We start from the raw sequence: 12,654 nt of genomic DNA on the forward strand, positions 1-12,654 counted from the left end.
TGGGGCGGGATGGGCGGTGCGGCGCGGATGCCGCGCAATGGTTTCATGGGCAAGGTGATTCGCGGCAAGCATGCTTATCATTTGTCCCGATTGCACGACCTCCTATGAGGTCGAGCCGGCCGATCTCGGCCCGACCGGCCGCAAGGTGCGTTGTACCTCATGCGGCTCGATCTGGCGCGCCGAGCCGCCGGAGGCCGATCCCGACGAAATCTCATTCGATTCTATAGACGAGGCGCCCGACGCGCACGAAGCCGAGCCTATGCTCGGCCCCGAAGATATGGCGGCGCCCTCCAGGGACATCACATTCGACGCCATGATCGGCGACGACGACGCGACCGCAGAGGCGGACGAGATCGAATATATCGAGGATGTGGAGTCGTCGGCCGCCGCCGAACCTGCGCCGTCCAAATCCCGGCGCCGCGGCCGGGGAACGGCGCCGCGCAGCGCGCTCGCGCTTGCGCATCCGAGCCGCCTCGCCTTCGCCTCGGCGCTCGGTCTTGCCTTTATCTTCGGCGCCGGCATCTGGCGCGACACCGTGGTCTCTTATGTCCCCGATCTCGCGGGGCTTTATTCCCTGGTCGGGTTGCCGGTCAATCTGAGGGGTCTCGAATTCCGCGATATGGAAACGGTCGAGACGACGGATGACGGCATTCCGCAGCTTATCGTGCGCGGCACGATCGAGAACGTAACCGAGGATAAAGTCGCCGTGCCCCGTCTTCGCCTTGCTGTGCGCGGAATATCGGGCCGTGAAATCTTCGTCTGGACGGCGGTGCCGGCAAAGCCGGAGCTGAATGCCGGGGAGAGCCTGCCCTTTCTGGCCCAGCTTGCCTCGCCGCCGGCGGAAGGACGCGAAATCGCCGTGCGCTTCGTCAGCCAGCGCGACGGAAGACAGACTGTGGCGGTGCAATGAAGCATAAGGTCGGAGTTCTTTTCGGTGTCGAGGATATCGCCAAGCGCAATACCGCGCTTGCGGGCGAGATCGCGGCGACCAAGTTCGAAAACCTTCTTGTCGTCGCGGTGCTGCGCGGCAGTTTCGTGTTCGCCGCCGATCTGATCCGCGCGCTGCATCATGCCGGCATGTCGCCGCAGATCGAGTTCATCCAGCTGTCGAGCTACCGGAAGGGAACCACATCTTCGGGGCAGGTCGATATCGTCCGCGATATCGACTCGGATGTGAAAGGCCGCGACGTGATGCTGATCGACGATATTTTGGAGTCGGGCCGCACTTTGGCTTTTGCGAAAGACCTTCTGATGGCGCGCGGCGCCAAAAACGTGCGCACCTGTGTTCTTCTGGACAAGAAGAACAAGCGCGCGGTGAATTTCGAGGCGGATTATGTCGGCTTCGACTGTCCCGATCTGTTCGTTGTCGGCTATGGCATGGATGTCGCGCATTCGTTCCGCGAGCTGCCTTTTGTCGGCGTTGTCGAGCATTCGAGTTCCAAACCTTCAGATGATCCGGGGAGGCTTTGATGGCACGTATTCTGGTCGTCGATGACGAAGAGTCGATCCGCGGTTTTGTTGAACGCGCGCTCACTCTGGATGGGCATTATGTGAAAATGGCGGGCGACGGCGCCGAGGCGCTCGATGTTCTCGCCTGCGAGAATTTCGATCTCATGCTGTCGGATATCCGCATGCCGCTGATGGACGGCATTGCGCTGGCTTTGCAGGCGGCGCGCGATGTGCCGGATATGACGATCCTGCTCATGACCGGCTTTGCCGATCAGCGCGAGCGCACCGTCGATCTGGAAGCTCTGATCCACGATGTGGTGACGAAGCCGTTCAGCCTGACGCAGCTGCGCGATGCGGTGACCGGGGCGATCGCGGCACGCAAAGCCGCTTAGTCGCGCAGCAGGCGTTCCAGATAATCGAGTTCGAGCTGCGGGCGTGACGGATCGCCGATGCGGCGGCGCAGTTCTTCCAGAACACGGCGGGCGCGCTGCGCCTCGATCTCACCGGGAATACGTACATTGGACCCCGGATCGTAGCGGCGGGCGCGCGTCGGCCGGCCGAGCGGATCGGTGTCTTCCTGGGCCGAGGGCTGGCCGCGCGAGCCGGGCTGGCCTGCTTGTCCCTGACCCTGGCCTTGCTGGCCCTGCATCATCTTGTCGGCCATGCCCTGCGCGCCCTTGCGCAGAGCTTCCAGCGCGCGACCCTGCGCATTGAAGGCGCGGTTCGCATCGCCCTTGCCGAGATGGCCTTCGGCGGCGCCCATTTCCTCGCCGGCATCGCCGAGCGACGGATCGCCTTCGAGGCCCTTGCCTTCGAGCTCTTTCAGCAATTCTTCGAGCCGCGATTTCAGCCCGCCCTGCTCCTTGCCAAGGTCGCCGAGCTGCGAGGGATTGCTTCCATCGGCTTTATTTCCCGGTTCCTGCTGGCCGGGCTGGCGCTGGCGGAAGGTCTTGTCGCGTAGTTCGCTCTGCTCGCGGATCATCTTGCCGAGTTCATCGAGCGCTTTGGCGGCGGCTTCCGAACCTTCGTCCATTTCGCCGCCGGGCTGCGCCGTCTGCAGATTGTTCAGCATCTCGCGCAGTTCGGACAGAAGGTTCTGCGCGGCCTGCTTGTTGCCGCCGCGGGCGAGATCTTCCATGCGGTCGAGCATGCGCTTCAGATCGTCGGGCGTCAGAAGTTTTGCGCCGGGCGGCAGCTGCGCCTGCATGCCGGGCTGCTGCTGCATGCGGCGCGCCATCTCCTCCATGAACTTGCCGAGCGCCGCGCGCAGCTCGTCCATCAGCTTCTTGATCTCTTCGTCCGAGGCGTTGCGTTCCAGCGCATCGCGCAGATTCTGCTCGGCCTGTTTCAATTCGCTCTGCAGGCCCGGAAGATCGCCGTCTTCAAGCGTAATTGCGATTTCCCACAGATAGTCGACAACCCCGCGCATATCGTCGTCCGAGCTCGCGTAGAAGAGGCGCGAGTGCGCGGTGCGGAGGCCAAGATAGGCGCCGGCATCGGTGGTGAAGCGGTCGGGATAGAGTGACAGCGCATCGAGCGCGTTCAGAACATCGGCTCTGCGTTCGGCATCGAGCGCGAGATGGCGCCGCTGTTCGATCAGCGCGCGGGCGAGCGGCTGGGTGAAGCGGCGCGCCGGCAGAACGGTGTCGAGAGCTTCCGAGCGGCCTTCCTGTCCCGGCTCGTCGCGCGCAAGAAGCGTCATCGCGACCGGCGTTCCCGCCCAGGGATGTTCGACAAGATCGAGATTGGTCAGAGCATCGCCCGAACGCGCACGGCCCTGCGGCAGCGCAAGCTTGATCTCGGGCGGGCCGTAAAGCGGCCGCGGCGCATGATCGATCGTTTTCGATACGTCGCGACGTGTGACGAGCGCCCGCGCATTGGCGACGCCGTAGTCGTCTTCCATGTTGTAGTCGAGAACGAGCGCGCCGTTCTGATTGGTGCGCGGCGGCGCGCGGAAAGCGATCTGCGGCGGCGCGTCGGCCAGAACGGTAAAGCGCCAGATGCGGTCTTCGCCGCCCGCCGGATCGACCGTGACGGTGGTGTCGCGCTCCAGAACGAAGCGGCGTTCGCTGACGCCCTCGCCCGGAGTCGAGCGCGGCGCGCCCGGTGCTGTCGGCGCTTTCTCGTCGGCTTTCAGAAGGCGGGCGCCCGGCGCCATGATGTCGGCTTCACCGCCGGAGGTACGGACGACGAGGACGCTCCCGAAAGGAACCGTATGGACGGTGTCTGCCTCATTGTCCTCAAGTGCGGCGGCGCCGTCTTCCGGCCGCGTCTGCGTCAGGAAAACCGGCGGCCGCCCAGTATAGGGCGGCGGGGCGATCCAGGCGTCGAGGCGCGGCGGCACGCCGCCTGCGGGTGAGCGCCAGTCGAAGGCAGAAAGCGTGCGCGTGCCGCGGTCTTCGCCGGCGGAAACGAAAGCAACGAAGGCAAGGAGGATAGCCAGGAAGCGCAGCGCGCGCGGATCGCGCTCGGCGAGATGCGGGGCGGCATAGCCGGCGCGCAAATCCTCGGCGTCGCGCTGAACGCGATTGCGGTGCGCAGCCCACAGCGCACGCGTGACGCTGTCGTCGGATGTGTTGGCGAGCGGGTCGGTGAGGGCGGTCGCCGGCCGGTGACGGGCGGCGCTTTCGCGGTCGATGCGGGCGAGCGCCTCCCGGCGTTCGGGAAGGGCGAGTTTGACCAGCGGGAAGAGCGTCGCGAAGAGGCCGGCGCCGAACAGGAACACCGCGACGACGCGCAGGAGGGGCGGAAGTTCGACGAAAAGGCCGAGCCAGGACAGGGTCAGGAAAACAAGAAGGACGACGCCTGTCGCGGCGAGAGGCGGCCAGATGCCTTCCCAGAGCAGAGCAGCCTGGGCGCGGCGCACCACATCGTCCAGAAAGCGTGTGCCTTCCGGTTTTGGGGTGGGGGCGGGACCGGTACGGCCGGTCACGGGAAAACCGTCTCCATCGTCATGAGCTTAGCACTGAGATTGCGGCGTGCGAGGGGCATGGCGCAGTTGTGAACGTCACATAGCCCCGATCCGGGTCGGAGAGCGCGTCACAGCCAGGGGGCGGGGGTGTCCATGGCGATAATGGCGTCGGGATCGAGCCGGGGCCGGACCACGGCCATATCCCGCCCCTTCACCAGCACTTCAGCCACGAGAGCGCGGGTGTTGTAGGTCGAGGCCTGGGTAGCGCCATAGGCGCCGGCGGTCATCACCGCCAGAAGATCGCCCGGCTGCGGCGTTGCGATGGAACGGCCGAGCGCCAGATAATCGCCCGTCTCGCAGACCGGGCCGACAATATCGGCCGTCACATGCTCGGCCTTTGTCTCGTGGACCGGCCAGATATCGTGATGGGCGTCATAGAGGGTCGGGCGGATGAGATCGTTCATGCCCGCATCGACGACGATGAAGGTTTTTGCGCCGCCGGTCTTCACGTAAAGAACGCGCGTCAGCAGAATGCCGGCATTGCCGGCGATCAGGCGGCCCGGTTCGAGCACGAGCTTGACCTTCAGCGGGCCGATATGGCGTCGCACCACCTCGGCATAAGCGTCCGGCAGCGGCGGCGGTTCGTTGTCGAGGCGATAGGGAATGCCGAGCCCGCCGCCGACATCGACGTGATCGATCTCGTGGCCGTCCTGGCGCAGCGTATGGACAAGTTCCGCGAGCAGCGTGAACGCCGCATCGAACGGCCCGACTTCGGTGATCTGGCTGCCGATATGCATGTCGACGCCGGTCACCTTGATGCCGGGCAGTTTTGCGGCTTCCGCGTAGACGGCGCGGGCGCGCTCGAACGGAATGCCGAATTTGTTTTCCGATTTGCCGGTCGAGATCTTGGCGTGCGTCTTCGCATCGACATCCGGATTGACGCGCAGCGAAACGCGCGCCGTTGCACCACGCGCGGCGGCGATCTCCGAGAGAAGCTCAAGCTCGGGTTCGGATTCGACGTTGAAGCAGAGAATATCGGCTTCGAGCGCATCCTCGATCTCGTCCGCCGTCTTGCCGACGCCGGAGAAGGTGATGCGGCTGCCGGGAACGCCCGCCGTCAGCGCGCGCAGAAGCTCACCGCCCGAGACGACATCCATGCCCGAGCCGAGCTTGGCCAAAGTCTTCAGCACCGACTGATTGGAGTTCGCCTTCATCGCATAGCAGACGAGCGCATCCATGCCGGCGAAAGCCTCCGAGAAGACGCGAAAGTGCCGATCGAGCGTTGCCGTCGAATAGACGTAAGCAGGCGTGCCGACCTCGTCCGCGAGTACGGCTAGGCTGACATCCTCGGCATGAAGGACGCCGTCACGATAAGCGAAGTGATGCATGGGGAGCCGTCCGGCTCACTTCACGAGAGAGTCGAGGAAGAAGGGTTTGTCGGGTTTGTTCGGATCGACCGGCGGGGCTTCGACCTTGACCTGATCGGTCTGGCCGGAACGCGTGCCGGGGTTCGCAAACTGCGCCGGGTCGTCAAGGCTGCTATCGGGCGTCGTCGCCTGGGCCATCGGCGCGATCATGCGGTCGGAGGCGGCGGGCTTGGGTGCGACGCTGGCGCCGACAGGCGCTTCGAGCGGGCCTCTGCGGCCGCAGCCGGCCATCGTAACGAGCACGGCCGTCAGCACCGCGCCCATGATCAGGGTGCGGCGGTTCACGGCTGAGTCTCCGGAGCGAAAGGCGCGTTCATCGGGCCGCACTTTCGGGGAACAGGCGGCTTTGCGCAAGTGCTGTCACGCCACGCCCTTTCCCAGCTTTTTGAGCCATCCCCTCGCCTGCTTTCGGACGTTCGGCGGGGCGGTGCCTCCGTAGGAGGTGCGGCTGCGGACGGATTTTTCGACGCCGAGAACCGAAAACACCTGATCGGTAATTTTCGGCTCGATGGCGGTGAGGTCCTCGAGCCTGAGCTTTTCGAGGGCGATGCCCTGTTCGGAGGCCCGGGCGACGATGCGGCCGGTGACGTGATGGGCCTCGCGGAAGGGCAGCTTCAGCTCACGCACCAGCCAGTCGGCAAGATCGGTCGCGGTGGCATAGCCGGCGCCGGCCGCTTTGCGCATGACTTTCGAATTGGGCTCCATGTCGCGCACCATGCCGGTCATGGCGGCAAGGCACACAGAGAGTGTGTCGAGCGCGTCGAAGGTGCCCTCCTTGTCTTCCTGCATGTCCTTCGAATAGGCGAGCGGCAGGCCCTTGATGACGGTGAGAAGGCCGACCAGCGCGCCGATGACGCGCCCGGTCTTGCCGCGTACGAGCTCGGCGGCATCGGGATTGCGCTTTTGCGGCATGATCGAGGAGCCGGTCGTGAACTTGTCCGACAGCTTCACGAAGCCGAATTGCGGCGTCGTCCAGATGACGATCTCTTCGGCAAGCCGCGACAGATGGGTCGAGGCGATTGCGGCGGCGGCCAGAACTTCGAGCACGAAATCGCGCGCCGAAACGGCATCGAGCGAATTGGCCATCGGCCGCGCGAAATCGAGCGCTTTGGCTGTGGCGAAGCGGTCGATCGGAAAGCCGGTGCCGGCGAGCGCCGCGGCGCCAAGCGGGTTTTCGTTCATGCGGTTCCGCGCATCGGTAAAGCGGCCGCGGTCGCGCCCGAGCATTTCGACATAAGCGAGGAGATGATGGCCGAAGGTGACCGGCTGGGCGCTCTGCAGATGAGTGAAGCCGGGCATCACGGTGGCGGAATGCGTCAGCGCCTTTTCGGCGAGAGCCGCCTGCAAGCCGGCGAGCTGCTCATCGAGCGCATCGACCGCATCGCGGACATAGAGACGGAAATCGGTCGCGACCTGATCGTTGCGCGAGCGGGCGGTGTGCAGGCGTCCGGCGGCAGGGCCGATGATCTCGGCAAGGCGGGACTCGATGTTGAGGTGGATGTCTTCGAGCGCCCGCGAAAATGTGAATGTGCCGCCTTCGATCTCGTCCAGGACCTTGCCGAGGCCCTCGGAAATGGCCCGGGCGTCATCCTTCGAGACGATGCCGTTATCGGCCAGCATGGCGACATGGGCTTGCGAGCCGCGGATATCCTGAGCATAGAAGCGCCGGTCGAAATCGATCGAGGCATTGATGGCCTCGAGCGCGGCATCGGGGCCTTCGGCAAAGCGACCGCCCCACATCTTGTTGCTCATAATCACCCCTTCACTGTCGCCCTGGGCGGTTTTCGCCAAAAATGCCAGAAAACACTAAAAAACCTGCCTCCGTCCCCCGGAAATTGGCGATTTTTGCGATTTTTGGCGCTTTTGCCGGTATTGTGGGGGTGTACCTGATAAAGGGCGGCCTCGGCAATGACGGCGCCCAATTTTGTTCGGCCGACCGCACGATGACCGACCGGCTGAAGCCGCTGGCCCGTGGCGAGGTGGCGGCGGTGCTGGTGCCTGACCGGCCGCGCAAACTGCCCGAGCTCGGCTTCAAGGACGCCAGCGGCAAGTCGCTGAGTCTGAAGGATTTTGCCGGAAAGACGCTGCTTGTGAACATGTGGGCGACCTGGTGCGCGCCCTGCCGTGAGGAAATGCCGGCGCTCGACTCCCTTCAGGGCGAGCTTGGCGGGCCGGACTTTCAGGTCGTGGCGGTGTCGATCGACACCCAGCAGCCGGACAAGGCCAAAGCCTTCCTCAACGAGCTGAAGATCGCAAAGCTCGGCTTCTTCCAGGACGCCTCGGGCAAGCTCTTTCAGGATCTGAAGCTCGTGGGGCGGGCGGTCGGTCTGCCGACGACGCTGTTGATCGACAAAGAGGGATGCGAGATCGGCTATCTGCCGGGGCCGGCCCATTGGGCAAGCGAGGATGCGAAGAAAATGATCCGCGCTGCGATCGGGCGCTGAACGTCAGATCGTGACGTCGAGTCCGGCTTTGGCCTGGGCGAGCTTTTTAGAGAAATCGGCCTGCAGGCGCGCTGTGGTGATCTTGGTGGTGATCTCCATCATGCCGGATGTCTGATCGCCCATGGCCGAAAAGAAATTACCGCCGAGGGCAGAAGCGTTGGCGTAGTAGCTGTCGGCGGCGGCCTTGTTGGCGGCCTTCATCGCGGCGCCCGGGTTCATCTGCCAGGTCGGGACATACATCCGCATGCCGTTCTTGGCGACGCCGAAGGGCATGTCAGGCCACCTTGTCGACGTTGCCGCCGACACCTTCCGCCAGCAGAGCCTTGCCCGCTTCCGCTGCCTGCGTCAGCAGATTGGCGGCGACCTGTGCCATCTCATTGGCGTTCTTCACGGCAAGCAGCGAGAACTGCTGGGCGCGTCCGGCGGCCTGCATGGAAACAAGGGTCGTTGCGAGGGCGGACGAATCCATCATTTAACTCCGGACGGGAGTCTCGCTGCTGCGTGTAAAGCGAGGGTTAATTTACGTTGATAAATCAGACCTTGCGGTCTATGCGCTCACCGGTTCCGGCGAGCCGCGGCGCAAGACCCTGAGCATGCTCCGTCGCATTTTCGACAATTTCAGTGAGCGTGAGTGATGTGTCGCGCGGTTCTTGCGCGGCGATCGACTCTGAGCGCGCCATGGCTCTGCGATACCCTTCAAGGATCGCGGAGGCGGAAGCGTCGGCTGCAACTGGGTTCACGGCATAGTCCTTTAGTGCAACAATGCCGCACTATCGGGCGAAGCTCCCGCACAAAATTTCCCAGAGTCAACAATTCGTTACGACTAAATTTGCTCCGCCGGGCAAAAAAAGCTTGCATTCCGGTATGTACTTACTAGAAGAGGCCCGGTTAATCCGAAAAAAGGGAAACCCCAATGGCTCGTAAACCCGCCAAGAAGACTGCACGCAAGGCGCCGAAGGCAAAGCGTCCGGCCGCCAAGAAGAAGGCCACCAAGCGCGTAAGCGCCAAGAAGGGCGGCCTCTCGTCTCTCTTCAAGCCGGTCAAGCAGTCTGTGACGATCCGCCTCGACTCCGATGTCGTGTCCTGGTTCAAGAAGCAGGCCGACAAGTATCAGACCGAGATCAACAGCGTCCTGCGCAAGCACATGCTGAAGCGCGGCTAATTCATACTGATGGCGGACCCGAGCGTTCGCCTCAATGAAAAATCCCGGGCAACGCCGCTGCGTTGTCCGGGATTTTCTTTTCGCCTTTAGCGCGTCGGGACAGGCTTCTCGCCGCGATAGTCGTAGAAGCCGCGCTGCGCCTTGCGCCCGAGCCAGCCTGCTTCGACATATTTCACGAGCAGCGGGCAGGGCCGGTATTTCGGATCGGCGAGCCCATCATGCAGTACCTGCATGATCGAAAGGCATGTATCTAGTCCGATAAAGTCTGCAAGTTGCAGAGGCCCCATCGGATGATTGGCGCCGAGGCGCATCGCGGTATCGATGCTGTCGACCGTACCGACGCCCTCGTAAAGCGTGTAGATCGCTTCATTGATCGTCGACATCAGGATGCGATTGACGATGAAGGCCGGAAAATCTTCGGCGACAGTCGCGGTCTTGCCGATTTTTCCGACAAATGTCTTCACCGCCTCAAAGGTCGGCTCGCCGGTGGCAATGCCGCGCACAAGCTCGACGAGCTGCATCAGCGGCACCGGATTCATGAAGTGAATGCCGATGAATTGTTCGGGCCGGTCGGTCGCCGACGCAAGGCGCGTGATCGGGATCGATGACGAATTCGATGCGATGATCGCGCCCGGCTTCAAGTGCGGACACAGCGCGCGAAGCAGATCTTGTTTGACCTCTTCGCTTTCCGTCGCCGTTTCGATAACAAGATCGGACGGTGCGAGATCGCTCAAGTCTTTCGCAGGCTTGATGCGCGCGAGCGCAGCGCTGCGGTCTCTTTCGGAGATCGTGCCTTTTGCCGCTTGTTTTGCCGTATTGGCAGAAACCGCTTCAAGCGCGGCTGCGATCTTTTCGTCGTCGACATCGTTGAGAAGAACGTCATAGCCCGCAAGCGCACACACATGCGCAATGCCCGCGCCCATCTGGCCGGCACCGATTACGCCTACGGTCCTGATCTCAGCCATTACACTTGGTCCGGAACAGCCGCCTCACGAGCGGAGGGGGACCGTAGTCATACGGTCCCGGTGGGTCAACGCGGAAGCGTCGGCGGTGCGATGGTTTTGGCCGAGATGGTTTTAGGAGCCCGGCCAAACCACGGCACATCGGTCCGTTTGAACAGCGCAATGAGCAGGCCACCGGCCACAAAGCCGCCGAGATGTGCCCACCAGCCGGTCGCCTCGTCGATCCCGGTCCAGAGGCTCGCACCCTGGACGAGGATCCATATCGCGATAATCCAGACGGCGGTGAGCCGCAGCGGTATGCGCGCGAACAGCATGATCCAGACTTTCACGCGCGGATGCAGCAAGAGATAAGCGGCGATCACACCGGCAATTGAACTTGAGGCGCCGATCAGCGGCGCCTCCGATGCGGGCATTGCAAACGCGTGTGCGAGCCCGCCGGCCGCGCCGCACAGCAAATAGAAGACGATGAAGCGCCAATGCCCCATCGAGTCTTCGATATTGTCGGCAAAGACGAAGATGAAGAGCAGATTGCCGATCAGATGGATCGGGTCGCCGTGTAAAAAAAGCGATGTGAAGAGTGTCGCCCAGGCCGGCGCGCCGGAAATATCGTCCGGCAAAGCGGCATCGCCGAACAACAGCGCCGGGATCATGCCGTAGCCGATCGTGATATCGAGATTGGTGTCGGAGGAGAGCCCGAAACGCATCGCGCAGAAGATCAAGGCGTTCAGCGCGATCAGCCCCCACGAAACGTATGGCGTGCGGATGACAAGACGCGGATTGTCATCGCTGAAAGGGACGAAGACCATCTCAGATGCTTACGCGGTTCTGAACCGCGTGCGGCTGCTCAGAACCGATAGCCGATGCGGGCGCCGGCTTCGGTGATGCCGCGATTGGCATCGCACAGACCGGCATTCGACAAATGCTCGACCGTACCGATGACGCTCCAGTTCTCGTTGAAGCGGAAGCCGAGAGAGGCGCTCTCGCGGAACAGCACGCTGCAGCCGAGCGCGCTTTCCCCAACGGGCGCGTCCGCGCCGGTGTCCCCGTCATGGACGCCGCCGCCGAAGGTTGCTTCGACGAACACCTTGTCCAGGACATCGACCGTCCAGGTGAGGCCGGCATAGCCGTGGCTCGGAGCGTCGTCCGTGTTGATGGTCGCGCCGACATGAAGGCGCGGCACAAACCAGGCCTGTCCGCCGATCGGCAGGCGGCTGGTGAGAAGTTCGAGATTGACGCTGACCGACTGACCCTCCGGCGGATCGTCGACGCCATAAGCGTAGATGCCGCCGCGGACCTCATCGAGGACGCGCCAGGAATAGGCGGGTTCGGCGACATAAGCCTCGGCCGCGGGCGATGGCGCCACGAGATCGGCTGCATGCGCTGCACCGCACAGCAAAGCGGCGGCCGGAATGGCCGCGAATATATGGGTACTGATCCGCATCTGGCCCCCGGCCCCTTGTCGGGAGGAATTTAAGCAGCGCTCAAAGCGCAAATAAACGGGAGTCTGTACGCATGTGCAAAACTGCACGCTATCGCTTTGCACTTGTGGCATTCCGGCCACGTTATCGGCCCATCGTCCACAACGCGAGCATGATAACGCCGATGGCTACAGCCTGAAGCAGTACGCGCCAGCGCATCAGGTTCTGCGAGCGGCTCGGCGAGCCGCCTTTCATCATGTTGATGAGACCCAGCAGAAGGACGATCGCCACCGCTGCAATGGCGACAATGACAAAGATTTTAGACAGATCCATGTGGCTCACGCGTTCAGCCGCCAGATCGCGGCATTGAGGATGGCCGCATAAGTCACCCAAACAAGATAGGGCGCAAGCAGCCAGGCCGCGAGCGCGTCCTTCCGGCGAAAGGCGAGGATCGTCCAGACGATCGCGGGAATAAGAAGGACGATCACGGCAAAGCCGGCCGCCGGGCTCTGATGACCGAAGAAGGCAAACGACCAGACGACGTTCAGGCAGAGCTGGATGGCGAAGGGGATCAGCGCACGGTTGCCGGCGATCCAGCCGCCCGATGCGGCAACGACCCGCCAGAGCGAGATTGCCATCAGTGCGAACAGGATCGTCCAAGCGACCGGAAAGGCCCAATTGGGCGGTGTGAAACCCGGTTTGGCGAGTGTTTCGTACCAACCGAGACCCGGAACGGTTGCGATCGAGCCGAGCCGGGCGGCAAGAAAGCAGATCAGAAAGCTGAGCAGCAAAGCGAGCGGGGAGCGCAATCTCGCCACACGGAAACTCTTGGTAACATTCATGTTTTTAATTCCACGATAGATGAATGGGGTTAGCGAGGA

Annotated in this window: 17 protein-coding genes; 5 read left to right on the plus strand and 12 right to left on the minus strand. The window is 63.1% G+C overall.

Annotation, left to right across the window (positions count from 1 at the left end; translation table 11 throughout):
- The first annotated feature begins 70 nt into the window (after positions 1–70).
- From IZ6_RS01455 to IZ6_RS01465, 3 genes are read left to right on the plus strand one after another with little or no spacing between them, the layout of a single operon-like run.
- The gene (locus IZ6_RS01455; RefSeq protein ID WP_222876259.1) at positions 71–910 is read left to right on the plus strand and encodes a zinc-ribbon domain-containing protein; all 840 of its coding nucleotides are present in this window, start codon (positions 71–73) and stop codon (positions 908–910) included.
- Complete coding sequence (gene hpt, locus IZ6_RS01460) at positions 907–1,470, plus strand: hypoxanthine phosphoribosyltransferase (protein WP_222876260.1); 564 nt, start codon at positions 907–909, stop codon at positions 1,468–1,470. The genes IZ6_RS01455 and hpt overlap by 4 nt, the downstream gene beginning before the upstream one ends.
- On the plus strand, positions 1,470–1,841 hold the full coding sequence (locus IZ6_RS01465; RefSeq protein WP_222876261.1) for a response regulator: 372 nt from the start codon (positions 1,470–1,472) through the stop codon (positions 1,839–1,841). The genes hpt and IZ6_RS01465 overlap by 1 nt, the downstream gene beginning before the upstream one ends.
- Here IZ6_RS01465 and IZ6_RS01470 read toward each other — a convergent pair.
- The 4 genes from IZ6_RS01470 to argH all read right to left on the minus strand — a co-directional run bounded on the left by IZ6_RS01470 (position 1,838) and on the right by argH (position 7,539).
- Complete coding sequence (locus tag IZ6_RS01470; RefSeq protein WP_225873966.1) at positions 1,838–4,381, minus strand: TIGR02302 family protein; 2,544 nt, start codon at positions 4,379–4,381, stop codon at positions 1,838–1,840. The two genes, IZ6_RS01465 and IZ6_RS01470, sit on opposite strands and share 4 nt — an antisense overlap.
- Positions 4,382–4,488: 107 nt before the next feature.
- Positions 4,489–5,748, minus strand: a complete 1,260-nt coding sequence (gene lysA, locus IZ6_RS01475) for a diaminopimelate decarboxylase (protein ID WP_222876262.1) — start codon at positions 5,746–5,748, stop codon at positions 4,489–4,491.
- A 15-nt stretch (positions 5,749–5,763) separates the two neighbouring features.
- Complete coding sequence (lptM, locus tag IZ6_RS01480) at positions 5,764–6,072, minus strand: LPS translocon maturation chaperone LptM (RefSeq protein ID WP_222876263.1); 309 nt, start codon at positions 6,070–6,072, stop codon at positions 5,764–5,766.
- Positions 6,073–6,147: 75 nt separating this feature from the next.
- Positions 6,148–7,539: an argininosuccinate lyase gene (gene argH, locus IZ6_RS01485; RefSeq protein ID WP_222876264.1), complete on the minus strand. Its 1,392-nt coding sequence runs from the start codon at positions 7,537–7,539 to the stop codon at positions 6,148–6,150.
- 41 nt (positions 7,540–7,580) lie between these two features.
- On the opposite strand from argH, the gene tlpA reads away from it, so the two are divergent.
- Entirely contained in the window at positions 7,581–8,231 is a 651-nt protein-coding gene (tlpA, locus tag IZ6_RS01490) for a thiol:disulfide interchange protein TlpA (RefSeq protein WP_222876265.1), read from the plus strand.
- 3 nt (positions 8,232–8,234) lie between these two features.
- Here tlpA and IZ6_RS01495 read toward each other — a convergent pair whose 3' ends face one another.
- The 3 genes from IZ6_RS01495 to IZ6_RS01505 all read right to left on the minus strand — a co-directional run bounded on the left by IZ6_RS01495 (position 8,235) and on the right by IZ6_RS01505 (position 8,971).
- Positions 8,235–8,504 (minus strand): hypothetical protein, encoded by a 270-nt coding sequence (locus tag IZ6_RS01495; protein ID WP_222876266.1) that lies wholly within the window; start codon positions 8,502–8,504, stop codon positions 8,235–8,237.
- A 1-nt stretch (position 8,505) separates the two neighbouring features.
- Positions 8,506–8,703, minus strand: a complete 198-nt coding sequence (locus IZ6_RS01500; protein WP_222876267.1) for a hypothetical protein — start codon at positions 8,701–8,703, stop codon at positions 8,506–8,508.
- A 61-nt stretch (positions 8,704–8,764) separates the two neighbouring features.
- Positions 8,765–8,971 (minus strand): hypothetical protein, encoded by a 207-nt coding sequence (locus tag IZ6_RS01505; protein WP_222876268.1) that lies wholly within the window; start codon positions 8,969–8,971, stop codon positions 8,765–8,767.
- Positions 8,972–9,144: 173 nt separating this feature from the next.
- Here IZ6_RS01505 and IZ6_RS01510 point away from each other — a divergent pair, with 173 nt between their 5' ends.
- Entirely contained in the window at positions 9,145–9,393 is a 249-nt protein-coding gene (locus IZ6_RS01510) for a BrnA antitoxin family protein (protein ID WP_222876269.1), read from the plus strand.
- Between the two features lie 86 nt (positions 9,394–9,479).
- Here IZ6_RS01510 and IZ6_RS01515 read toward each other — a convergent pair whose 3' ends face one another.
- The 5 genes from IZ6_RS01515 to IZ6_RS01535 form a co-directional block, all read right to left on the minus strand.
- Positions 9,480–10,358 (minus strand): 3-hydroxybutyryl-CoA dehydrogenase, encoded by an 879-nt coding sequence (locus IZ6_RS01515; protein WP_222876270.1) that lies wholly within the window; start codon positions 10,356–10,358, stop codon positions 9,480–9,482.
- A 65-nt stretch (positions 10,359–10,423) separates the two neighbouring features.
- Positions 10,424–11,161, minus strand: coding sequence for a rhomboid family intramembrane serine protease (locus IZ6_RS01520; RefSeq protein ID WP_222876271.1), 738 nt, complete (start codon positions 11,159–11,161; stop codon positions 10,424–10,426).
- A gap of 38 nt (positions 11,162–11,199) precedes the next feature.
- The gene (locus tag IZ6_RS01525) at positions 11,200–11,796 is read right to left on the minus strand and encodes an acyloxyacyl hydrolase (RefSeq protein WP_222876272.1); all 597 of its coding nucleotides are present in this window, start codon (positions 11,794–11,796) and stop codon (positions 11,200–11,202) included.
- Positions 11,797–11,917: 121 nt separating this feature from the next.
- Entirely contained in the window at positions 11,918–12,106 is a 189-nt protein-coding gene (locus tag IZ6_RS01530) for a twin transmembrane helix small protein (RefSeq protein ID WP_222876273.1), read from the minus strand.
- A gap of 5 nt (positions 12,107–12,111) precedes the next feature.
- On the minus strand, positions 12,112–12,615 hold the full coding sequence (locus IZ6_RS01535; RefSeq protein ID WP_222876274.1) for a TspO/MBR family protein: 504 nt from the start codon (positions 12,613–12,615) through the stop codon (positions 12,112–12,114).
- Between the last annotated feature and the right edge of the window lie 39 nt (positions 12,616–12,654).

The organism is Terrihabitans soli (genome assembly GCF_014191545.1).
Lineage (GTDB): Bacteria > Pseudomonadota > Alphaproteobacteria > Rhizobiales > Methylopilaceae > Flaviflagellibacter > Flaviflagellibacter soli.